The sequence below is a fragment of the Halorubrum ejinorense genome (assembly GCF_055389685.1).
Genome location: NZ_AP043777.1, coordinates 852987 through 875346 on the forward strand (window position 1 = coordinate 852987; position 22360 = coordinate 875346).

The 22360-nt window shown below is 65.5% G+C and carries 24 protein-coding genes; 11 read left to right on the forward strand and 13 right to left on the reverse strand.

Annotated features, from left to right (window positions below):
• Positions 1-209 precede the first annotated feature (209 nt).
• From ACZ5KW_RS05280 to ACZ5KW_RS05300, 5 genes are all read right to left on the reverse strand, one after another.
• A complete protein-coding gene (locus ACZ5KW_RS05280; protein ID WP_343775695.1) occupies positions 210-506 on the reverse strand; it encodes a hypothetical protein in 297 nt (98 codons plus the stop codon).
• A gap of 1176 nt (positions 507-1682) precedes the next feature.
• On the reverse strand, positions 1683-1862 hold the full coding sequence (locus ACZ5KW_RS05285; RefSeq protein WP_343775692.1) for a hypothetical protein: 180 nt from the start codon (positions 1860-1862) through the stop codon (positions 1683-1685).
• A gap of 368 nt (positions 1863-2230) precedes the next feature.
• Positions 2231-2584, reverse strand: coding sequence for a DUF7344 domain-containing protein (locus ACZ5KW_RS05290; RefSeq protein ID WP_343775689.1), 354 nt, complete (start codon positions 2582-2584; stop codon positions 2231-2233).
• Between the two features lie 71 nt (positions 2585-2655).
• Positions 2656-3312 (reverse strand): helix-turn-helix domain-containing protein, encoded by a 657-nt coding sequence (locus ACZ5KW_RS05295; RefSeq protein WP_343775687.1) that lies wholly within the window; start codon positions 3310-3312, stop codon positions 2656-2658.
• Between the two features lie 225 nt (positions 3313-3537).
• On the reverse strand, positions 3538-4215 hold the full coding sequence (locus ACZ5KW_RS05300; protein WP_343775685.1) for a hypothetical protein: 678 nt from the start codon (positions 4213-4215) through the stop codon (positions 3538-3540).
• Between the two features lie 410 nt (positions 4216-4625).
• Here ACZ5KW_RS05300 and ACZ5KW_RS05305 point away from each other — a divergent pair, with 410 nt between their 5' ends.
• Positions 4626-4802 carry a hypothetical protein gene (locus ACZ5KW_RS05305; RefSeq protein WP_343775683.1) on the forward strand — a complete coding sequence of 59 codons (177 nt, stop codon included), beginning with the start codon at positions 4626-4628 and terminating at the stop codon, positions 4800-4802.
• Between the two features lie 5 nt (positions 4803-4807).
• Here ACZ5KW_RS05305 and ACZ5KW_RS05310 read toward each other — a convergent pair whose 3' ends face one another.
• On the reverse strand, positions 4808-6085 hold the full coding sequence (locus ACZ5KW_RS05310; RefSeq protein ID WP_343775681.1) for a site-specific integrase: 1278 nt from the start codon (positions 6083-6085) through the stop codon (positions 4808-4810).
• A gap of 515 nt (positions 6086-6600) precedes the next feature.
• On the reverse strand, positions 6601-7404 hold the full coding sequence (locus ACZ5KW_RS05315; protein ID WP_343775678.1) for a DUF485 domain-containing protein: 804 nt from the start codon (positions 7402-7404) through the stop codon (positions 6601-6603).
• Between the two features lie 180 nt (positions 7405-7584).
• Here ACZ5KW_RS05315 and ACZ5KW_RS05320 point away from each other — a divergent pair, with 180 nt between their 5' ends.
• The 4 genes from ACZ5KW_RS05320 to ACZ5KW_RS05335 are packed head-to-tail and all read left to right on the forward strand — an operon-like array spanning position 7585 to position 12136.
• A complete protein-coding gene (locus ACZ5KW_RS05320) occupies positions 7585-8715 on the forward strand; it encodes a tRNA (guanine(26)-N(2))-dimethyltransferase (RefSeq protein WP_343775675.1) in 1131 nt (376 codons plus the stop codon).
• A 58-nt stretch (positions 8716-8773) separates the two neighbouring features.
• Positions 8774-10084, forward strand: coding sequence for a YihY/virulence factor BrkB family protein (locus tag ACZ5KW_RS05325; protein WP_343775672.1), 1311 nt, complete (start codon positions 8774-8776; stop codon positions 10082-10084).
• Positions 10085-10129: 45 nt separating this feature from the next.
• Positions 10130-11134: a phosphatase PAP2 family protein gene (locus ACZ5KW_RS05330; RefSeq protein ID WP_343775669.1), complete on the forward strand. Its 1005-nt coding sequence runs from the start codon at positions 10130-10132 to the stop codon at positions 11132-11134.
• 24 nt (positions 11135-11158) lie between these two features.
• Positions 11159-12136, forward strand: coding sequence for a calcium/sodium antiporter (locus ACZ5KW_RS05335; protein WP_343775666.1), 978 nt, complete (start codon positions 11159-11161; stop codon positions 12134-12136).
• A 128-nt stretch (positions 12137-12264) separates the two neighbouring features.
• Here the strand turns inward: ACZ5KW_RS05335 and glnA are convergent, their stop codons facing one another.
• The gene (gene glnA / locus ACZ5KW_RS05340; RefSeq protein ID WP_343775663.1) at positions 12265-13635 is read right to left on the reverse strand and encodes a type I glutamate--ammonia ligase; all 1371 of its coding nucleotides are present in this window, start codon (positions 13633-13635) and stop codon (positions 12265-12267) included.
• Between the two features lie 126 nt (positions 13636-13761).
• Between glnA and lrp the strand changes: the two genes are divergently transcribed.
• Positions 13762-14220 (forward strand): HTH-type transcriptional regulator Lrp, encoded by a 459-nt coding sequence (gene lrp, locus ACZ5KW_RS05345; RefSeq protein WP_343775660.1) that lies wholly within the window; start codon positions 13762-13764, stop codon positions 14218-14220.
• 19 nt (positions 14221-14239) lie between these two features.
• Here lrp and ACZ5KW_RS05350 read toward each other — a convergent pair whose 3' ends face one another.
• Both ACZ5KW_RS05350 and gap read right to left on the reverse strand, forming a co-directional pair.
• Positions 14240-15466: a phosphoglycerate kinase gene (locus tag ACZ5KW_RS05350; protein ID WP_343775658.1), complete on the reverse strand. Its 1227-nt coding sequence runs from the start codon at positions 15464-15466 to the stop codon at positions 14240-14242.
• A gap of 121 nt (positions 15467-15587) precedes the next feature.
• Entirely contained in the window at positions 15588-16640 is a 1053-nt protein-coding gene (gene gap / locus ACZ5KW_RS05355) for a type I glyceraldehyde-3-phosphate dehydrogenase (protein WP_343775656.1), read from the reverse strand.
• A 196-nt stretch (positions 16641-16836) separates the two neighbouring features.
• Between gap and ACZ5KW_RS05360 the strand changes: the two genes are divergently transcribed.
• Positions 16837-17217, forward strand: a complete 381-nt coding sequence (locus ACZ5KW_RS05360; protein WP_343775653.1) for an Hsp20/alpha crystallin family protein — start codon at positions 16837-16839, stop codon at positions 17215-17217.
• Between the two features lie 46 nt (positions 17218-17263).
• Here the strand turns inward: ACZ5KW_RS05360 and ACZ5KW_RS05365 are convergent, their stop codons facing one another.
• Positions 17264-18190: an ATP-grasp domain-containing protein gene (locus ACZ5KW_RS05365; protein WP_343775650.1), complete on the reverse strand. Its 927-nt coding sequence runs from the start codon at positions 18188-18190 to the stop codon at positions 17264-17266.
• Positions 18191-18291: 101 nt separating this feature from the next.
• Complete coding sequence (gene eif1A, locus ACZ5KW_RS05370) at positions 18292-18582, reverse strand: translation initiation factor eIF-1A (RefSeq protein ID WP_343775647.1); 291 nt, start codon at positions 18580-18582, stop codon at positions 18292-18294.
• A gap of 138 nt (positions 18583-18720) precedes the next feature.
• Between eif1A and ACZ5KW_RS05375 the strand changes: the two genes are divergently transcribed.
• Both ACZ5KW_RS05375 and ACZ5KW_RS05380 read left to right on the forward strand, forming a co-directional pair.
• On the forward strand, positions 18721-18900 hold the full coding sequence (locus ACZ5KW_RS05375; RefSeq protein ID WP_343775645.1) for a DUF7470 family protein: 180 nt from the start codon (positions 18721-18723) through the stop codon (positions 18898-18900).
• A gap of 96 nt (positions 18901-18996) precedes the next feature.
• Positions 18997-19242, forward strand: a complete 246-nt coding sequence (locus ACZ5KW_RS05380) for a hypothetical protein (protein WP_343775642.1) — start codon at positions 18997-18999, stop codon at positions 19240-19242.
• Between the two features lie 28 nt (positions 19243-19270).
• On the opposite strand, the gene ACZ5KW_RS05385 is transcribed toward ACZ5KW_RS05380, so the two are convergent.
• Positions 19271-20968 carry a cryptochrome/photolyase family protein gene (locus tag ACZ5KW_RS05385; RefSeq protein ID WP_343775639.1) on the reverse strand — a complete coding sequence of 566 codons (1698 nt, stop codon included), beginning with the start codon at positions 20966-20968 and terminating at the stop codon, positions 19271-19273.
• A gap of 86 nt (positions 20969-21054) precedes the next feature.
• On the opposite strand from ACZ5KW_RS05385, the gene ACZ5KW_RS05390 reads away from it, so the two are divergent.
• Positions 21055-21252 carry a hypothetical protein gene (locus ACZ5KW_RS05390; protein ID WP_343775636.1) on the forward strand — a complete coding sequence of 66 codons (198 nt, stop codon included), beginning with the start codon at positions 21055-21057 and terminating at the stop codon, positions 21250-21252.
• A gap of 117 nt (positions 21253-21369) precedes the next feature.
• On the forward strand, positions 21370-22347 hold the full coding sequence (locus ACZ5KW_RS05395) for an aldo/keto reductase (RefSeq protein ID WP_343775633.1): 978 nt from the start codon (positions 21370-21372) through the stop codon (positions 22345-22347).
• The last annotated feature ends 13 nt before the right edge of the window (positions 22348-22360 follow it).

The following is a 22360-nucleotide window of genomic DNA, read 5'->3' on the forward strand; positions in this document are numbered from 1 at the left end:
CTATCTCATTAGTCGGTCCCGACTAATTCCTCTACCTCCGGACAAAGCTGTAAGCCCGTCGGTGGGTAAAGCCGAGGCCAATTGGTGAAGATGGCCAAACCTTCGAGGCTGCCTCGAAATGATCAAAGAGGGCTTACAATCGACGACGCGGAGTTAGTCCAACTTCACCGTGCCCGCCGGCTATTGGAGGTCAGGGCGAACCTCCTCAACTAAGAGTACCACACGGCCACGACCGAGTCGACGTCTGTTGCTATTGAGCGCACTATCGAGTTCCGGACGATGTATGATGGGGTTATGCCCCCTTGGACGTCGTCAGCACCCACCGACGGCTCTACCAACGTGGTGGCGAGATTGGCCTCTCCGACGACACCTTTGGAGACAACTTCGTCGAGGTTCCTGGCCGCGAACCGATACGCTATTCTCTCGGAGGAGACCCTAGCTCTCCTGACCCATTCCGGGGTTTTCCAGACAGGCTTGATCTCTCCGATGAATCCATTCAGGACCACGTTGATTCCGGAGAGACTTTCCTCGCACCCGTCCGGGCTCTCGAACGCGCCGATGGGGCCTGGAAACGGCAGGGGACAGCCGATACATCGTCGTGGGGACGAGGAACTCCGACGACGTCCCGACAACCGAACAAGTCCGGTCCGCCCTTCAGCGCTTGCCCACCCGACTGTGGGCGTCACCGAACAGGACGAAGACGGGTATCAGGTTACCATCGACTACGAGAACGGGGTCCAGCTAGTGCGGTCCCTCGGAGACGCTGTACAATCTCCTGCTGAAGACGGGGACAGCTAACAATCAGAGGACCGATTTCGGCATTTTAGTCCCATCAAAACTGTCGAATTCGAGTATTACGGATGTTACCCCTCTCCATAGATCTGGGGATTCAACTGATCCCCAGTCTTTCCCGAGATGTTCCCCGGTAGTAGCCCCGTGGGGTCCCGACCAACTCCCCGGGGATTTCTGGGGCCCTCCGAGAACCGGATACCTCCGACCCCGCCCACCAGAGCTGTTCTACTATCCCTAACATGGCCGGTGGTAGCTGACCGAAGTATCGGTCGATTTCGGCGTTTGAGTCCCATCAAAAATCCTGAATTCGGATATTACGGGTACTCCCTATCCTGTAGAGACACGTGCCACGCCCGATCCTTAACAGGAGACTCCCTAGATATCCCCCGGGACTCCCGGCCAATTCTCCGGGGCCGTTTCGGACAGGGGGCGCATACCAGCGGTACCCCGGTGACACCCCACTTCTCCCTCTCCGCCTCATTGGTCGGCGGTTGCTGAGCATAATATCGCTCGATTCCACTGTTTCACTCCGACCAGACCTTCCGAATTCGGATAGTCAAAAGAACTCCTGCTCGTGCCCTTGATGTGGGAAGCGAATTCCCCCCGGTATCTTCCGGGGCTGTTCAGGGTTATAAGGGAACTCCCGACCAATTCTGTTGAAGCGTCTTTCGGGGTCCCCGATCAATTCTCTCAGGGCGTTACCCGTGAAGTCCGGCGGACTCGAAAGCGTCGTCGACGACGGGTTGGTCGGGGGCGATGTTCTCGGCGTTTTGGTACTGCCGGAGAGACCGCTCGACATCCTTGGGGAAGTAGGCGTTTCGGGGCTTCCCGCTCGAGCTTGTGGTGTCCTTCCCTCGGGGCACCCGGAGACGGTAATGGTCGGCGTCGGTTTAGCGGACGTGCGTCAGCTTAACCTGGGGGATCTCGAAGGCGCGAAACCCGACGAATCCGCCCAACTGGAGTATCACATCGTCCCGGTATGAGACGGTGGCTCGACGGAGTTGGTCGAGGTCGTCGTCGGTCATCCACAGTTTGAAGATGTCTTCGCCCTCGGCCGCCTCAAGTCGCATGTTGGTTACCAGAATTTCCGTCGTGAAGTATCCTGTTTCTGATTAGAATTGACCGGGATACGGGGGATATTGTCTTGGGAGTGACCGCCGATTCTCCATTTACTTCCGGGTTATCACACAACCAGGCATTGTGACTCTGATAAAACCGTTAAGAACTGACAGGACCACCGTGCGAGATACAGAGGATGTAGTCAGCACGGGGACTGCGTTATTTTCTCAAATAGGGTGTCATAGAAGAGTTGCCACGACATTTATTTCGCGAATATACAGCCGAATCAGCCGATAGAACGCGCTTGCGTACTGAACGATCTACCGTCGGAACGGCACTTTCCCGATGGAATCGTGACCGTGAACGATTCGGAAGACCATCACGCCTCCATGGGTAGCCCCGACACCCATTCATCGGGCAGTTCATCACGATGCTCGTATATCAACTGGAGAAGTGGGACGACCTCTTCCCAACTCGGCCCTTTAGAGAGTCCGCCTGACTCACGCTCCCATTCAATGAATCCCATATCGGCAAGTTTCGGAAGATGCGCGTGTCTCAATTCGATGCGAGTGGCAGCACGGTCATCAGTGGTCTCCCCTTCGACCAGAAGGTCTAATGGGTCGAGGTAATCGTCATCTTGTGGATTCGCGTCGTAAAGGGCGAAAAGAAGCTGGCGGCGATATGGATTGGCGAGCGCGGTGAAGGCTTGACTGTCTGGATGTGTCCCAACCACGTCGTACTGTACTGATTGCTACTGTGAAGGAGCTTTGATTGACTGGTCAACCGGTTTAATAAGCGGTACCGTTACTCGTATTTCTCACCAGTCGAGAGTAACACCTCTCGGAGAATCTTCAGGTTGCCGCGTCGAATCCGATTCGAGAGCGCTTGGCGAGAGATGTCCAATTCGTCGGCTAGTTCGTCGAGACTTATCTCGCTTGGTGTCTCGAAGTATCCATTCCCGAGGGCGAGAAGGAGTGCTTCACGCTGTTCTTGTGAAAGGTCGAAGCGACGACCGACACCGGTTGCTTCGGTTAACGTGTACGTCCGGTCAATATGCAGAGGAATATCGTTCTCAATAACATAGTTGTGAAACGTTGAGAGGTTGCTGTGATCGGGAAACCGCAAGCGAAACGTCCAGTCTTCAAGGCCGCGAGCTTCGAGAACCACCCCGTCCGCCTGGGCAATCCCTTCGATCAAGTCCATCGGAGGCTCTTCCCACTCGATGCGGTACAACCCACTCTCACCAATTCTATCGAGTGGGAGGAGTTCTTGGACGTTGGATTGAGAGCGTACCATGTCCGCAAATGTGTCATGGTCGTCGCCGGTCACCCACACGAAGGGCATGATCATATCCCCGGTCGGGACGATCCGTTCAAGTTCAATCTGCATGGATGACCCCGATAGGACTTCACCGAGCTGAAACTCTGTGGCCGGGATTGAGAACTCCAGAATGACGCTCATACCACGGATCGGAGCGCCAGTCTTGTAGTGGTTACTCCCCTATGTTTGATGAAATGTAAAATGGACGGTGTAACTGAGTCCTGTACGTACTACACCTATCGATACTTCCTCTGTACTGAGCGATCCACAGGTCAGTCAACGAGGTGTGAGAAGAGTTCTATAACACCCTCAGTAGCTGAGGCTACAGCAGCAGGGACATGCCAAAGGGTTGGCCCTACCTCAACGTTATGAGCCGGTATCTTCGTCTTGGGTAGACTCAACCGCACCTCCAGCGTAGACACCTGGGAACTCTTCATCTGTGTTCTCAAGCTCTTCGAGGTCTGCGGGGTCGAGCTTTCCCGCCTTGACTAGCGCACCAATCTCGCTAGGTGTCAACTGACCTCCTTCGCCCTCCTGTATCCTCTTATAGAGTTGGTCGACGTTAGGCTCGTATTCGATGTCGATGTCTACATCAACAGTGTTTGCTCTCCCTGACCATCGGCCAGACATATCGTAGTTGGCACCGAGGTAGAGACCACGCTCCAATATCTCTCCCATTCGACCGGTGTCTTGGTTGATTCCGATGTACATGAACGCCAATATTGACGAGAAGGCAGTATTGAGTTCCTCGGTGTCGAATGCCTCCATGACCTTCTCCCACTCCGTCTGCTCTAGCAGGAGCCAGAGCAGATTGAAGTCACGGATCCCCTCGATAGTTCGCTCTCGTATCGCTTGACGACGGTTGAGTACCGTCTGGTCGTGGCTATAGTCTTTCAGCCCGCAGAGGTACTCTCTGTCGGTCGGAGAGAGAATACCGCGTGGACGGTCGACAGGGTCTAACAGCGATTCGCTGGGGAAGTCGTCGTTGGCTTCTTCGACACCCGTGAACAGCTCGCGACCCTTGTTTTGATCACCGTTACTCATACAAGTCGAAATCCACCTAATCACTTGTTTTCTGTGTGCCGGAATAATTTTATCGGTGGCGGCCACTCGTCTAGATAAGCGTGGAAGACACCCGACTCAACTCACGGCCAGCGGCCACGAGTACGGTAGTCGGCCAGAAACCACGCACGAGACCGGAAACAGCCCGGTCCTACTGTACACAGCGCTCAGCGTTGTATCAGGCGATGTCAGCGGACTCCGCCCAAGGATCCCCGCCGACATCTGAAACGAACTACGACCGGACAGGTCAACCGTGACGGCTAACCCTTACCGGCTATCCTCAAGTCGATTTTCGACTAACAAAGGTGTTTCGGGGTTTTCGTCGAAAATCCCCCTATCGGTGAGCCTGTCCGTACACGTCGACCGGGATCGCCCGGCACCAAACGGACAATATGACCGAATCCCACGATAACGCGGACCCAGCAGCACAGCGCGACGAACAGGCATCAGTCGAAGAGCTCATCGAGAGCCACTTCGATACGTTCTCAGAACTCGCCGACTCTAACTTACCAATCTCAGAAGACGCCGAGAAAGCTATCGCACTAACTGACGGTGGAGAAGACCAGTGAGCTGCTCACACGTCGAGCAGCTCGCGCCGGAGCCGAGGCGATTCGTCGAGGAGTTGCCGAAACTCCAACACAGCGCCGGCGAGTTCTGTGTCCGCCTGTGCGGCCGACTCGATGATGCGGTCGTCCTGTTCGTCAATGGCGTCTTCGGTGGTCCGGTCGGCGGGAGCGCCACACCGCGGACAGAACTGGGCGGTCGGTTTGAGTGTCTCGCGACAGTTACCACAGGTCTTCGGTTTCGACGGACCCGTATCGTCGTCCGCTTCCTCGACGTACCCGGTCTCGACACGGATCTTTTCGTTTCGTTGCCGGTCGGTCGTGTGGTCGTAGGCTTGGAGCATCCGGTCGTCATTCCAGCCGGCGATGTGTTGGATCTGCTGGGGCTGGAGTCCTTCTCGGGACAAGCGGGTGATTCCGGTGTGTCGGAAGTTGTGGGGGTTCACCGGCTTTTCGATGCCCGCACGGTCGGCGCAGATCTTGAGCATACTGCGCAACGCGTCCGTACTGAGGGCGCACTCCTCGGGGTTGTCGAAATCGTAGTTTCGGAGGACCGGCCAGAGTGGAGACTCGTCACGGGAGTCAGGGTGGCCCTGGTTCAGCCAGGTGCGGAGTTCGGCAGCGCTCTGAAGGATCGGGTACCGCTTGTCTGGGGCACCCTTGTGACCGGAACCGTTCGGATTTGGAGTGAAGTAGGGGCGTTTGGTGTTGAGGTCGTGGATGTCCTTGACTCGAAGCTGAAGTGCCAGGGACGCGCGAGCGCAACTATCGACCAGGAACTCGATGAGCGCCGGGTCTCGGTGGTTTTTGGTGTGCTGTTTCAGCGCTTCGATGTCCTCGGGTTCGAGAATTTGGTCTTCGTTGACTCGGCTGATGCTCTGGGAGGGCGTATCGATCCCCTCGTAGAAGCCGAATTCACCGTATTCCGGTTCGTCGTCCAACCACTCGAAGAAGACCTTGATAGCCGCCTTGTACCCCCTCATGCCGCTGCCGTTGGGTTCGAGTCCGTATCCGCCCTGATCCTTCGGCTTGGTGAGGGTCCGAATGAGATCGCGGTAATCGGATCGGTCCATCTCGACAAGCGGTACTTCAGCTCGGTCGGAGGCGTTTCGAAGACTACTGAGGTCCCGGTACAGGGTGTTGCGGGCCATGTCTTGGTTCCCCTGTCGCTCCATTCGAACGAAATCGTGGATCGCTTTTCGGTCGGATCCGTCGATTTTGCTCTCCTCAAGCAGTGTCCACTGCCGATCGAGCTTATTTTGTGTGTTGCTGGCGTCGTCGACATCCATCGTATATTGCCTAACTCAAGCCAGATATTAAGAGGTTTTGTATTAACAAGCGCCAGATGTTCGGCAACGAGTAGCGCGACGCCGCGACATCGTTTTATTCCGCGCTCGACCGCCGAGCGACGGCTCCCCCGCCTCCGGGACTCGCTGCGCAGATCGAGGACGCGAACGTCCTGACGATGTTCCCGTCCTCCGATCGCCGCCGTTCGAGACTCTCCGAGTACCGTGTCGGGCGGCCAAGCGCGGGCCGCGACAGACACGGTCCTCGCTCCGCTCGAACCGCCGGACCCCGAGCCGCTGTCGCCGGGGTCGGTCGAGGACCGCTCGTCGCTTTCGGTCGTGGTCTCGGTCACTACGACCTCTCGGAACAGACCCGGCGAGCCTGCCCCGCGAGCAGTTCGGCGAGCGCGCGCAGGCGACGCTCGATGGCGTCGCCGAACACGGCGTAGCTATCGGAAAAACACGCGGTTCAGCGGCGAAAGCGGGAGAAAATCCACCTGGCTCCCGGTCGGCGCCGCCTACGAGTCGTCGCGCCGATCGGTTTCGTCGTCGTCTCCCTCGTCGCCGCTCGCTTTGGCCGCCTTCTCGGCGGCTTCCTCGACTTTCTCGCCGACACTCTCCTCGACGGTCTTCTCCACCGTCTCTTCGACTTTCTCGCCGACGGTTTCTTCGACCTTTTCGCCGACGGTCTCCTCGACGGTCTTCTCCACCGTCTCTTCGACTTTCTCGCCGACGGTTTCTTCGACCTTTTCTCCGACGGTCTCTTCGACGGTCTTCTCCACCGTCTCCTCGACTTTCTCGCCGACGGTCTCCTCGACGGTCTTCTCTACCGTCTCGCCCACCGTCTCTTCGACTTTACCCGACACCTCTTCGCTGACGGTGTCGCTCACGTTGTCGGCGACCTCGCTGACTTCCTTGTTGACGGTCTCGCCGACGCTCTCTTCGACCTGTTTGCTGACCGTCTCCTCGACGGTCTCCTCAACGCTCTTTTCGACCTCCTTGCTGACGGTCTCGCCGACGGTCTTCTCGACTTCCTTGTTAACGGTCTCGCCGACGGTCTTTTCGACCTCCTTGTCGACGGTCTGGCCGACGCTCTCCTCGACCTGCTTGCCCACCTCGTCCGCCACTTCGCGGGTCATCCAGTCCGGGTCGAACCGGGCCATCTTCCAGACGACGTGGACGACGTAGGATGCGAACACGCCGATCCCGAACGCGATCGCGACGTTGGTCACCTGGAGGGTCGCGATGAGCACGACCGACAGGATGATCAGTGCCCCGTACGCGAGGTCGGTGAGCGCGTCGATTCGCGCCGGACTTACCATCGCCGCTCCTCCGTCTCTGTACCGACTCCGTCTATTCGCTGCCGCACGGCGTCTCCGTTCATACGGTCACCTTCTGTGCCGGCGGGCTAAAAGCCTCCTCGTCGCGCTCTCTCGCGGACACCACCGGCGTCGAGCGCCTCGGAGCGCGAGCCTTTTAGCCCGGATGGGCGAACCGACGGTATGGACATCGAAGAGGGCGGACTCACCGTCTCCGTCCCGGAGGCCCGCGACGGCGCCAGCGAGGGGACCGGCGGCGGCGTCTTCTTCAACCCGACACAGGAGCTGAACCGAGACGTCACGGTCGCGACGCTGCGCGCCTACCGCGACCGAGAGCCGCGCGTGGCCTCGTATCTCGACGCGATGGCCGCCTCGGGGGTCCGCGGCGTCCGCGCGGCCGCGGAGGGGTACGACGTCACCTGCGCCGACATCGACGCGGACGCGGTCGACCTCGCGGCCGCCAACCTCGACGCGAACGGCCTCGACGGCGAGGCGGTCAACCGCGACGTCAACGCCCTGTTGTACGACGAGGGACCGTTCGACGTGGTCGATCTGGACCCGTACGGCACGCCGATCCCCTTCGCCGACGCCGCGGTCGCGAACGGCCGCAACCTCGTCTGCGTCACCGCGACCGACACCGCGCCGCTGTGTGGTGCCCACCTCAACAGCGGGATCCGGAAGTACGGCGCGGTCCCGCGCAACACCGACTACCACCCGGAGATGGGGCTTCGGACGCTGATATCCGCCCTGGTGCGGACCGCGGCGCGCTACGACAAGGCGGCGACGCCGGTCCTCTCACACGTCTCCCGCCACTACGCGCGGACCTACCTGGAACTGGAGTCCGGCGCCCGCGCGGCCGACGACTGCCTCGAACACCTCGGGCACGTCGACGGCTGCGAGGACTGCCTCTGGCGCGCCGCGACCCCCGGCCGGATCGCCGACCCGGTCGACGCCTGCCCGGAGTGCGGGAGCGACCGCGTGCTCACGGCCGGCCCGATCTGGCTCGGGCCGGTCGCCGACGGCGACTTCGCGCGTGCGGTCCGCGCCGAGGTCACGGACGACATGGGCGAGGCGAAACGCGCGCGAAAGCTGCTCGACACGGTGGCGACGGAGCTCGACACGCCGACCCACTACGACCAACACCGCCTCTACAAACAGTGGGGCGAGCCGGCGATCGGGATGGACGATTTCGTGGCGACCCTCCGAGACGCGGGTTACGAGGCCAGTCGGGCCCACTACCGCGGGACCGCGGTCAAGAGCACGGCGTCGATCCCCGAGATGCGCAGGGCGGTCCTCGGCGGCGACGGGGACTGAGAGCTCCTCCGCCGTCGGCACCCCCTCGCTTTTGTCGCGGTCGGTCGAAGGGCGGGACGTGTCCCGACACTCGCGCACCGCGTTCGGCACGGCTCGGCGCGTCGTCGACGTCGCGGTCGACCGGCAGGTAACGTTCCTCGCCGCCGCCATCGCCTACTACGCGTTCGTCTCGCTCGTCCCCGCGCTGCTGTTGCTCGTCGTCGTCGCCACCGCCGTCTTCGGCGAGACGATCGCCGGCGAGCTGGTAGCGGGGGCGGGCGACCTCCTCACGCCGGCCGGCGAGGAGGCGGTGACCGCGGCGATCGCCTCCGCCGGCGGTCGGACCGGCGCGAGCGTGCTCGGCGTCGCGGTGCTGCTCTGGTCGACGCTGAAGGTGTTTCGCGGACTCGACACGGCGTTCGCCGAACTGTACGGCGTCAAGGAGCCGCCGGACATCCTGAAACAGCTCACCGACGCCGGCTCGGTGATCCTCGCCGTCGGCGTCGGGATCGGCGTGATGGTCGTCGTCGGGGCGTTCGTCGCGGCCGCCGACGCGATCCCGCTGGTGGAGGCCGCGAGCATCCTCGTCTTACCGGGGTTCCTCGCCGTCGTCTTCCTCCCCATGTACTACCTGCTCCCCGAGCCCGACATCGCGTTCCGCGAAGCGCTACCCGGCGCGGCCGTCGCCGCCCTCGGGTGGACGCTGTTACAGGCCGGCTTTCAGGTGTACGCGGCGAGCGCCGGACAGTTTCAGGTGTACGGCGTCATCGGTGGAATCCTCCTGCTCGTCACGTGGCTCTACCTCGCGGCGGTCGTCGTCGTGACCGGGGGCGTCGTCAACGTGGTGCTTGCCGGCCGCGACGGAGTCGTCCCGGCGAGCGGCGCCGGTCTCGGCGGCGGGGCGGCGCCGACCGACCACGCCGCGGACCGGCAGTTACAACAGGACCGCGTTCGACCCACGGGTATGAACGGCGAGTCGGACCGTGACGCGGACGACGACGGGCGGCCGCACGGCGCGCCGGACGTCGCCGCCCTCGAAGCGGAGGTCCGGGAGCTGCGGTCGAAACTCGACGAGTTCGAAGACGACGTGGAGCGCCGCACGGTCGACAAACCCGAGGTCGAGTCGGAGCTGAAGCGGTACGTCCGGTCACGGATGCGCCGCGGACACGCCCGCGGCTGGGGACCGTACCTCGTGTTGCTGTACGGGACGGTGCTGACGCTCGCGGCGCTGTCGTCGCTCGACGGACTCTACGCGATCGGCGCCATCGTCGTCCTCGGACTGTCGACGCTCGGCCTCTACACGATATTTATCGTCGTCGGCATCGGTCTCAACCTACTGGAGACGCCCGGGAAGGCGCTCGATTACGCCCGCGGTCGCGGCGATGACTGAGTCGGCGTCGACTCCCGCGGGGACGGCTAACCGGGTGGCCGACCCGTGACCGGACTCGTCGGCGCCGAGCGCGGGATCGGTGAGACCGTCGTCGTCGACGCCCTCCCGGAGGTCGTCGTCGTCGTCTTCGCGGCGGTCACGCACCTCGCGGACCCGTGGTTCCTCTTCGCGCTGCTCGCCGTCGGCTACTGGTTCGCGAGCGACCGCGTCGCCGCGTCGCCGCGCCGCGCCGGCGCGACGGCCATCGCGGTCGTCACCTGCGCGTACGCCGTCACCGCGCTCGGCAAGGCGTGGTTCGCGGTCCCCCGCCCGCCGGGTGCGATGCCCCCGGCGAACGTGCCGACGTGGCTTCCCGGACTGCTCTCCGGCTGGTACGAGGCGCAGGTGCTCTCCGACGGGTTCGGCTTCCCGAGCGGCCACGCCACCGGAGGTGCGGCCGCGTACGGCGCGCTCGCGCTGCTGTACGACCGACTGTGGACGGTCCGTCGCCGCGCGGCGGCGGCCGTCGTACTGGCGGGCGCGGTCGCCGCCTCCCGCGTGGTGATCGAGGTCCACTACCTCGTCGACGTCGTCGCCGGCCTCCTCGTCGGCGCCGCGACCGTCGCCGGCGCGCTGTGGCTCGCGGGCGACCCGCGCTTTCGAGCCGGGGGCGCCGGCCCCGACGACGGGCCGGCCGCCACCGACGGCTCCGGGTCCGACCCCGGGCCGACCGCGGCCCTCGACCCCACGCCGGCGTTCCTGCTGGCCGCGGTCCTCTCGGCCGTCGCCGCGGGCGTCGCGTTCGCCGCGGGCCACCCCGGCGAGGTCGTCGAGGCGGGGATCGGGATCGCCACCGGGGCCGGCGGGGCGGTCGGGTGGCTGCTCGTCGACGGCGACGAGTCCGCGCTGACGGCCCGCGTCGCCGTCCCGGCGCTGGCGGTCACCGGCGCCCTCTGGGTCGGCGCGTACGCCCTCGCCGGCTCCCTGCCCGTCACCGTGGCCGCGACGACGGTCGCGGTGGTGGTGGTGGTCGCGTTGCCGTCGCTCCCGTCGCGCGTCGCTGCCGTTTAAGTTGCTTCCCCCGTCACGTTCGGTATGCTCGGCACCCCGGCCGTCGACGTCGCGGTGATCGCCGCGAGCGTCCTCGGCCTCTGGGTGGGGGCCCGGTCGCTCGTGGACGCTGTCGTCCGGCTCGCGCGTCGGTTCGGCGTCTCCGAACTGACGATCGGGCTAACGATCGTCGCGATGGGGACTTCCGCGCCGGAACTCGTGGTGTCGATCGACGCGGCATTCGCGGGGGTCGGCAACGTCGCGGTCGCGAACGTGATCGGCAGCAACGTGTACAACCTCGCGTTCATTCTCGGCGTCGTTTCGCTGATCCGGGTCGTCCCGGTCGAGCGCTCGCTGGTCCACCGTGACGGAGCCGCGCTCGTCGCCGCGACGCTCGCCGGCGTCTGGGCCGTCTCCGACGGCGTCGTGACGCGTCCGGAGGGGGCGCTGCTCGCGGCAGGCTTCCTCGCGTACACGGGGTACCTCCTCCGCGACGAACGCGGGGGGCCGTCGATCGATACGCTGTACCCCGACTCCCGCGTGACCGAGACGCTCGCGGACCACGCCCGGTTTCGCGGCCGGGACGCGGTCCTGCTCGTCGGGGGGCTCGCGCTGGTGTTGATCTGTGGCCACTTCATGGTGGAGGCGGCCACGTCGCTGGCGCGCGGCGCCGGTATCTCTGAGTGGGTGATCGGGGGAACGATCGTCGCCGCGGGCACGTCGACACCGGAGCTCGCGGTGTCGCTGGTCGCGATGCGGGAGGGCCACGTCGGGATGTCCGTCGGCAACGTCGTCGGCTCGAACGTGTTCAACGTCCTCGGTATCCTCGGAGTCGCAGTCGTGCTGCGGCCGCTGACGACGAGCGGAGCTGCCGCGGAGGCGGGCCTCTGGCTCGTGGTCGTGACGGTGTTGGGGGTCGCAGCGATGTGGTCCGGGCGCCGGCTCTCGCGCGGTGAGGGGTTGCTCTTGGTGCTCTCGGAGATAACCCGGTGGACACTCGGTATCCTTCGGATATTCGGGTGAGATGTCCCGCCGGCCGGACCGACGCGCGGCTTCCGGACCGAACTCGAACGGGTGGAACCCGAGACGCTACTCCGGAACCTCCGACCGATCGAAAAAAGACGAGTCGCGTCGGACGGCGGCGCGCCGGCTCAGAAGGTCTCCAGGTAGCGGTCCTCCTCCCACTGAGAGACCTGGGTGAGGTACTCGCTGAACTCCTGAGATTTCGCCTCGGCGAACTTCTCGGAGGTGTGGGGGCCGAGCGCCTCCTGGAGCACCTCGTCGGATTCGAGCGCCTCGACGGCCTTGCCGAGGTTCGGCGGCAGCGTCTCGATGCCGTACTCCTGCCGCTTCTCGTCGTCGAACTCGTAGATGTCCTCGCGGACCGGGTCGCCGGGGTCGGCGCCGGTCTTGATCCCGTCGAGCCCGGCGGCGATGAGCGACGCCATCCCGAGGTAGGGGTTACAGGACGGATCGGGGCTGCGGACCTCGAAGCGCGCGGAGACGCCCGCGGCGTCCGGCACGCGGACGAGCGCCGAGCGGTTCGTGTCGGACCACGCGACGTAGATCGGCGCCTCGTAGCCGGGCACCAGCCGCTTGTAGGAGTTCACCGTGGGGTTCGTGACGGCCGTGAACGCGGGGGCGTGGTTCAGGATACCGCCCATGAACTGGTAGGCCGTCTCGCTCAGGTTGAACTCGTCGTCGTCGTCGGCGAACGCGTTCCCGTCCTCGTCGAACAGCGAGATGTGGCTGTGCATGCCCGAACCGTTGATGTCGGCGATCGGCTTGGGCATGAACGTGGCGTGGAGGTCGTGCTGTTCGGCGACCGCGCGGACGACGGCGCGGAACGTCGCGATGTTGTCCGCGGTCGTGAGCGCGTCGTCGTACTTGAAGTTGATCTCGTGTTGGCCCTCGGCGACCTCGTGGTGCGAGGCCTCGATCTCGAAGCCCATCTTCTCCAGCGTGAAGATGATCTCCTTGCGCACGTCGGACGCGAGGTCCTTCGGCGCGAGATCGAAGTACCCGCCGTTGTCGTGCGGGATCGTCGTCGCGTTGCCGTCGTCGTCTTTCTCGAACAGGAAGAACTCCGGTTCGGGACCGATGGAGACGGAGTAGCCCATCTCCTCGGCCTCTTCGAGGACGCTCTTCAGGACCTGACGCGGACCGCCGGCGAACGGCTCGCCGTCGGTGTCGACGATGTCACAGATGAGCCGAGCGGCCCCGCTGTCGCCGCTACCGTCGCTGCGCCACGGCAGCACCGCGAACGTGTCGGGGTCCGGGACGAGACGCATGTCGGACTCCTGAATGCGCACGAACCCTTCGATAGAAGAGCCGTCGAAGTAGATCCCCTCAGTGAACGCCTTCTCCGCCTGATGGGCGGGCACGGAGACGTTCTTTACGACGCCGAGGATGTCGGTGAACTGGAGCCGCAGGAAATCGACGTTCTGCTCCTCTATCTCGTCGAGTACCGCCTGTTCTTCGGCCGTGAGGCCGCCGTCCGGTTTCGCGTGTTCGTCCGTCATGTTTTGGACGTTTGATTCGTTATCTCCCAGTATAAAGGCCTTATCGCTTGGCGCATGAACCGCCAGACTCGCAAAACTGCTGGACGTTCGTAAAATTCTAAACCCCTGGTGACGTGGTTTGGTGTGATGACGTACGAAAACCTCGATGCGAAGCTCATTAACTCCCTGCTCAGTAACGGACGCGCGAGCCTTCGGAGTCTCGGCGACGAGCTCGACGTCTCGGTGACGACGGTCTCGAACCATCTCCGCGACCTCGAAGAAGAGGGCGTGATTCGGGGGTACACGCCGATCGTCGATTACGACAAGATCGGCTACGACGTGACGGCCGTCCTCCAGCTCAAGGTGGAAGGCAGCGCTCTGCCGGACGTCACGGAGAAGCTGCGGCAAGAAAAACAGATGGTGAGCGTCTACGAGGTCACGGGCGATTACGACGTGATCGCGATCGGCAAGTTTACCGACACTGACGGAATGAACGATCAGATCAAGTCGATTCTCACGGACGCCGACATCCGCGAGTCGAACACGAGCGTCGTATTGAACGCGGTCACGGAAAACGAGCAGTTCGACCTCGACGTCGAGGAGTAGCGCTACCGAACCGGCGGTCCTACTCGTTCCGCTCCGCCGCCGCTTCGAGTACCTCTACCGCCGGGAGCGGCTCGCCGGTCAGGGCGCGAATGTACGCCCCGCCCGCGATCGAGACGTGCGAGAAGTCGTCCTCGCTCAGGCCGTACATCTCGATGGCCCGCGAGGTGTCGCCGCCGCCGACGACGGAGAAGCAGTCGGTGTCCGCTATCGCTTCGAGGACGCCGACGGTACCGTCCGCGAACCGCTCGTCCTCGAAGACGCCGAGCGCGCCCTTCACGAAGACGGCGTCGGACTCGCGGAGCGGCGGCTCGTAGTCGGCGACCGTCTCCGAGCCCACGTCGAGGTATCCCTCGGTCTTCTCGTCGATTTCGCTTACCGCGATCTCCGCGCGGTCGCCGTCGTCGTCCGGGTACGCGAGGTCGCTCGCGAGGTGGATCGCGTCGCCGCGCTCGTCGAGGACCGACTCGATCAGCTCGCGGTTGGCCTCCCACTGTTCGTCGAACAGCTCCGTGCCGCCCACGTCGTGGCCGACGGGGCGGCCCGCGGCGCGCAGGAACAGCTCGCCCGCGACGCCGCCGAGGAGGAACCGGTCCACCCGGTCGTCGAGGGCGTCCATCACGCCGATCACGTCCGTCGCCTTCGTCCCGCCGACGACCATCGTGACGGGGCCGTCGAACTCCCGGGTCGCGATGGCGGTGTTCGCCTCGTACTCCGTCTCCATCACGCGGCCCGCGTACGCCGGGAGGACCAGCGGGAAGCCGACCAGCGAGGCGTGTAACCGATGCGCCGCCGAGTAGGCGTCGTTGACGTACGCGTCGACGTGTGACGCGAGCGTCCGGACGAACTCCGTCTCGGCCTTCTCCTCGGGCGATTCCTCGGGCAACTCGTCGTCGCACATCCGGGTGTTCTCCAAGAGGAGCACCTCGCCCGCCCCGAGCGCGTCGATCGCGTCCAGCGCCTCGTCGCCGTACGTGTCGGCCACGAAGGCAACGTCGCGGCCGACGTGGTCGGCGAGGATCGCCGCGTGACCGGCGAGCGAGGTGAAGTCGTCGCGGCCGGGTCGCCCCTGATGGGCGAGGCACACGACGCGATGACCGGCGGCGGCCAGCTCGCGAATCGTCTCCGCGTGGCGCTCGAACCGGCGGTTGTCCTGCGGTTCACCCTCCTCGATCGGGGAGTTCAGGTCCAGTCGGACGAGGACGCGCGAGTCTGCCGGGAGGTCGTCGATGGTGTCGAAGGCGGGCATGGGTGATCGGTCGTCGATGAGGTACTTAACAAGTGGTTCTCCGGTGGCGCGCCGCCGGGCGGTCGGCCTGCTCGACGGACGGCCGCGGCCGGCCGGCTGCGATTCAGCCGCGGTCGACCGGTTACGCCTCGTCGTGGACGTACGCGGCCATGTCGAGCATCCGGTTCGAGAAGCCGTACTCGTTGTCGTACCAGGTGAGAATCTTCAGGAGCTTCCCGCCGGCGACGACGTTCGTCGACTGGAGGTCGACGTAGCTGGAGAAGGGAAGGCCGACGATGTCCGAGGAGACGACCTCGTCGTCGGTGTAGCCGAGGACGCCCGCGAGCGGGCCGGAGTCGGCGGCGTCGCGGAAGGCGTCGTTGACCTCCTCCTCGGTGACGGTCTCGTCGAGGCTGACGACGAACTCGGTGAGGGAGCCGTTCGGGACCGGGACGCGCATCGCCATTCCGTCGATTTTCCCCTCCAACTCGGGCAGGACCTTCTGGGCGGCGCCCGCGGCGCCGGTCGAGGTGGGGACGATGTTCTCGGCGGCCGCGCGACCGCGGCGGGTCTTCGCCTTCGGGCCGTCGATCAGGCTCTGGGAGCCGGTGTACGCGTGGACGGTGGTGAGGGTGCCGGCGTCGATGCCGAACTCCGCGTCGAGCACCTTCGCGACGGGCGTGATGGAGTTCGTCGTACAGGAGGCGTTCGAGATCACGTCGTCGCCGTCGTACTCGTCGTGATTGACGCCGTACACGAGCTGTTTGACCGGCTCGTCGCCCTTCGGGGGCGCCGAGATGACCACGGTGTCGGCGCCGCCGTCGAGGTGCGCGCTCGCGTCCTCGCGGGTGCGGAAGACGCCCGTACACTCCAGTGCGACCTCGACGTCGAGGTCGTCCCACGGGAGGTCTGCGGGGTCCTGAACGTTGAACAGCGGGACCGACGTGTCGCCGATCGTCAGGGTGTCGCCGTCGCGCTCGACGCCGTCGAGCCGGCCCATGACGGTGTCGTACTTCGCGAGATACGCCATGTCGTCGAAGTCCATCACGTCGTTGATGCCGACGAGCTCGATCCGCGGGTGCTCTAACACCGCACGGAACACGTTACGTCCGATGCGACCGAAGCCGTTGAGCCCCACTCGAACGACCTCGTCGTCGCTCACGTCGTCGCCGGCAGCTAGGTGCGATTTACTCATGTTCGAAAAAGCCGCGACCCAACTACTTAAATCTCGCTCAGTCGTCCAGAGATCGTCATAATCGTTCGAATTTGTTACGATCGGCCGAGTCGACCGGCGGCGACGGCGGGCGAACTCGTCGCCCCGCGCGAGACGAATTGCGGCCGAAACGGTGACCGACAGAAGGCTTATCGGGGTCAGCGACTTCACGTCCGGTATGGACAGAGACGACCGCGACGATCCGTTCGGAGACTTCTTCGAGGAGATCGAGCGGATGATGAACGACATGGCCAACGCGAACGGGCCGTCGGCCGACGACGCCGGGTTCGGCTCCGACACCCACGTCGACGCGTACACCACCGAGGAGTCGGTGCGTCTCATCGCCGACCTCCCCGCCGTCTCGAAAGACGACCTCTCCCTGCGATGCGACGGCGACGCGCTCACTATCTCCGCGGTCTCCGACCGGCGCGAGTACGACGAGACCGTCGAACTGCCCGCTCCCGTCGACGAACACTCGGCCGACGCGACGTTCAACAACGGCGTCCTGGAGGTCTCGTTCGACCGCGACGACGACAGCGCCTCGATCGATCTGGTCTGAACGGCGCCGCGTTCCGTTCTCCGCCCGTCGCTCCCTCCTGCCCCCGCTACACCCCGTTCGCCCGATTACTCTCGTCCGCAGTTCGCCGGATCAGCGCCGCGAGCCGGTCGTAGAAGTCCGGTTCGTACTTCGTCGCCACGTCGACCGTCGGCCGGGCGTTGGTCTCGTTGACGACGAGTCGGTCGTCCGTCGCGAGCAGGTCGACGCCGAGGTAGTCGATCCCGAGCGTGTCGGCCGCGCGCTCCGCGAGGTCGCGCGCCTCCGGGTCGAGGTCGACGCCGCGAGCCGTCGCACCCCTGTGGACGTTGTGTTTCCAGCGGCCGGCCGCGAGCGCGTCCGCGTCGAGTTCGCGCCGCACGGCCCCCGCGTATCCGCCGTCGACGACCATCGCGCGGTAGTCGCGCGCGTCGGGAAGGAACTCCTGTACCAGGTACGACTTATCGCCCGTGGCCCGGTAGTCGTGGATCAGGTTCAGGTAGTCGACGACGCCCAGAAGCGAGTCGAGGTCGCTCGCGGTCGCGACGCCCACGCCGCGAGTGGCGGAGTTCGGCTTGACGATGACCGGATACGAGAAGCCGCTAACGGCGTCGACGACGACCGACTCGTCGACGGGGTTCGACACCATGGCCGTCCGCGGCGTCGGGAGGCCGGCGGCGTCGAGCGCGGCGAGGACGCCCGCCTTGTTCCGCGAGGTCACGACCGCGTCCCGGCCGTTCACCCACGGAACGCCGAGCCGCTCGGCGACCACGGCGCCCTCCATGAGCCGAGTGGGGTAGACGAGTCCGACGTCGAACCCGTCGAACTCGCCGGGGCCGCTCGCGCTCACGGACACCGATCCGCGCTCTGCCCCCCCGGAGACGCGCAGCGCCCGCTCCTTCGCTCGGACGTGGGCGACCTCGATGCCGCGCTCCGCGAGGGGCTCGCGCACCCGTTCGAACGTCTCCGCGTCGGTCGTCACCGCGAGCCGGAGCATACGCTCGTTGCGGCCCGTGCGGACTTAAAAACGACGTGCGCGGCGAGACGGCGGCCGGTGCGCGGGCGGTCACCGCCGCCGCGGGCCCGAGGCCCGCCGACTCACTGGAGGTGGCCTTCCTCGCGGAGCTGTTCGGCCTCGCTCTTCTCGTAGCGCCACGAGATGTCCGCCTTCTCGTCTTGCCAGTCCCACGGCTCGACGAGGACGATGTCGTCTTCGCGGATCCACACGCGCTTTTGCATCCGCCCGGGGATGCGCGCGGTCCGCTCGTTCCCGTCCGCACAGCGCACCTTGACGCGGTTCGCCCCGAGCATCTCGACGACCTCCGCGAACACCTCGTCGTCGTCGGGCATCCGGAGGTCGTTTCGACCGCCACCGTCTCCGTTGCTCATGCGTACGCGGTGATACGCGCTCGCCGAAATAAAAGGGCCGCTCTCCGTCGCCGCGGTGCCGACGCGTTCCCGTCCACGTCGGCTCCGCCGCCGTCGAGAACAGTCCGATTTAAGAACGCTCGAGGGCGACGCGACGACATGCGAGACAAACTCGGCCTCGAAGGCATCGTCGGTCTCCTCCTCGTCGTCGCCGCGGTCGGTATCATCACCTACCGCGACCCGGTCATCGCCGGCGCGATGATGGTGCTCCTCGCCGGCTTGGCGCTGATCGCGAAGGGGCTCGCGGACACCGTCATGCGGTCGTTCGGACTGAAGTGACCCCCCGCGAGGGGGTCGGCGCCGGCGACCCGGTCGGCGAGACGCGGTCCACCGTTCTCCCGAAAGAGTCATAATCCGCGACCGCCCCTCTCGGCTATGGTCGAAGTACCTGCGGTCGCGGTCGAACTCGTCGAACTCCTCGCCGTCACGGTCGGCGCCGGCGCGGCGGCCGCGATCGGCGTCGTGCTCGAACAGTTCGGTCTCTCCGCGGTCTCCGGCGGCGACCTCGTGCTCGGCGCCTGGGCCGTCGTCATGGGACTGCTCGCGCTGTACGTCGGAGTCGTCGGGCTCGGGTACGAGCAGGCGCTCCCGCGGCTGCGCCGCCTCGCCGGCGGCGAGTAGTCGGTCGTCCGGCCGCGCCGCCCGACCCTTACAGCTCTCCGTCGCGCGCTCGCTCTCGCACCCGGTCTGCGCGCTCGCGGATCTCCGCCCACTCCGCGTCGTCTTTGCCGTCCACGTGGGAGTACATCAGTCCCATCCGTCCGGTACCACGAAGCGTCTCCTCGTTTTCCTTCAGGAAGTCCCAGTAGAGCGCGTTGAACGGGCAGGCGCCCTCGCCCGTGGTCCGCGAGACGGCGTACGGACAGTCGGCGCAGTGGTCGCTCATTCGGTTCACGTAGCTCCCCGAGGAGGCGTACGGCTTCGAGGAGAGCACGTCGGTGCCGAACGACCCCATCGCGACGACGTTCGGCGTCGTCACCCAGTGGTAGGCGTCGACGAACCCGAGGTGGAACCACTCGTTCAACTCGGCCGGGTCGGCGCCGTACACCAGCGCGAAGTTCGACAGCACCATCAGCCGCTCGATGTGGTGGGCGTAGCCGAACTCGCGCACGTGCTCGACCGCCTCCGAGAGACACTCCATGTCGGTCTCGCCGTCCCAGTAGGCGGGCGGCAGCTCCCGCTCCTGTGACAGCCGGTTCGCGTCGGCCAGCTCCGGCATCGCCTCGCGGTAGACGTGGCGCATGAACTCCCGCCATCCGATCACCTGCCTGATGAACCCCTCGACGGCGTTGAGCGGGACGGGGGCGGGCGCCTCGTCCGCCGCCGCCCCGTCACCGCCGGCCCCGCCGCCGCCGAACTCGTCGAGCGAGGTCGCCGCGGCGCCCCCGCCGTGTTCGGCCGGGTCGTACTCGCCCGGCTCGACTCCGCGCTCCGCGTACGCGCGCTCGACCGCTCGGACAGGCTCGCGCGGGTCCAGCAGCCCGAGGTTGATGGCGGGCGAGAGCAGCGAGTGCGAGAGGAACGGCTCCCCGCCGACCATCGCGTCCTGATACCGCCCGAACGCCGGGAGCCCCTCGCGGACGAACCGATCGAGCGCCTCGCGCGCCTCGGCGCGGGTGACCGGCCACGCGAACCCGTCGAGCGAGTCGTTCCCCCACGTGTCGAACCGCTCCCGAACCCACGCGTGGGTCTCGCGGGTCAGGTCGTCGGGTTCGAACGTCGGCCGGGCCGGGGGTTCCCACTCGTCCGGCGGGGTCTCCTGGTTCGCGTCGTCGTAGTTCCACTCCCCGCCGACGGGGTCGCCGTCGTCCATCAGCACGCCCGTCTCCCGGCGCACGTGTCGGTACCAGTTCTCCTGCCGGTAGGTGCGTTCTGCGGCGCCGTCGGGACCGATATCGGTCTCCTCCCCCCCGGCCCACTCGCGCCAGTCGGCCGGCGTCGTCCAGAACAGCTCGTTGTCGACGAGTTCCAGCGTGCCGCCGCGCTCGGCGACGAGGTCCCGGAGCCGCTCGCCGGCGCCGTGACTCGCCGGGCGCATGAGCCGCAGTTGCGGGCCGTCACCCCCGTCGCGGTCGGCCGCTCGTCGCTCGCGCTCCGCGAAGAACTCGTCGAGCCCCTCGCCGAACGACTCCGCCCGCACGTACGTCACGTCGAGGCCGCGATCGCGGAGCCGGTCGCGGAAGTGCCGCATCGCCGAGAACACGAGCGTCAGCTTGTGGGCGTGGTACGGTTTCCGGTCGGCGAACCCATGCGCCTCGATCATCAGCACGTCGTCGGCGTCGTCGAGGGCGTCGAGGTCGGGGTTGAGCTGGTCGCCGAGCAGCCAGCAGGTCGTCCGGTCGCTCACGCCGATCGATACGGGAGCCAGCGGTATAGCTCCGGTGGCGCCGCGTCATCCGCGGCTTTTTGTTAGCGCCTCGTCTCGGGCGACGCATGGACAACGTCCTCACGAACTGGCTGCTCGGCCTGATCGCCGCCCTCCTCGCCGTCCTAGTACTCGCTTCGACCGGACAGTCCTTCCTCGTCGCGCTCGCGCCGATCGCGAACGTGCTCGCGCTCGTGACCTTCCTCGCGTTCGTCATCCTCACGGGCGCGTTCCTCGTGTACACGGCGTCGTTTCGGGACCTGTAGCTCCGGAACCGGCACCGTCCGAAACGCCCGGCACGTGCCGCCGCGCCCGACGCGTCGATTACCGACGAGCGTCGCCCCCGCGCGTAGCTTTTTATTTCGGCTCGGAGTGATCGCGGTATGGAGTACACGACGCTCGGCGACACCGGCACGACCGTCTCGAAGATCTGTCTCGGCTGTATGAGCTTCGGGGACTCCGACTGGCGCGAGTGGGTCCTCGACGAGGAAGAAGGCAAAGAGCTGGTCGAACGCTCCATCGACCTCGGCGTGAACTTCTTCGACACCGCCAACATGTACTCGAACGGCGAGAGCGAGCGCGTCCTCGGCGAGGCGCTCGACGGGTACGACCGCGACGAGTTCGTCGTGGCCACGAAGGGGTACTTCCAGATGGACGAGTCGAACCCGAACTCGGGCGGCCTCTCCCGGAAGGCGATCGAACAGGAGCTGTCTAACAGCCTCGACCGACTGGGGATGGACACGATCGACCTCTATCAGATCCACCGCTGGGACTACGAGACCCCGGTCGAGGAGACGCTGGCGGCGCTCGACGACGCCGTGCGGCGCGGCGACGTGCGGTACGTCGGGGCCTCCTCGATGTGGGCCCACCAGTTCGCGGACGCCTTGCACACCAGCGAGCGCGAGGGGTACGAGCGGTTCGCCACGATGCAGAACCACTACAACCTCGCGTACCGCGAGGAGGAGCGCGAGATGCTCCCCCTCTGTCAGGAAGCGGGGATCGGCGTGATGCCGTGGAGCCCGCTCGCGCGCGGCTACCTGGCGCGCCCGCACGAGGAGGTGGACGCGACGCTCCGCGGCGAGACCGAAGACCACCTCTACGCGCACCCCTACCGCGAGGGGGGCGGGCCGGCGGTCAACGAGCGCGTCGGGGAACTCGCCGACGAGAAGGGCGTCAAGATGGCGCAGATCGCGCTCGCGTGGCTGTTCCACAAAGAGAGCGTCGACACGCCCATCGTCGGCACGACGAGCGTCGGACACCTCGAAGACGCGGTCGAGGCGCTCGACATCGACCTCTCGACGTCCGACCTCGAATGGCTCGAGGAACCGTACGAGCCGGTCCGCGTCTCCGGCCACGAGTGAGGGCGGCGCGCGC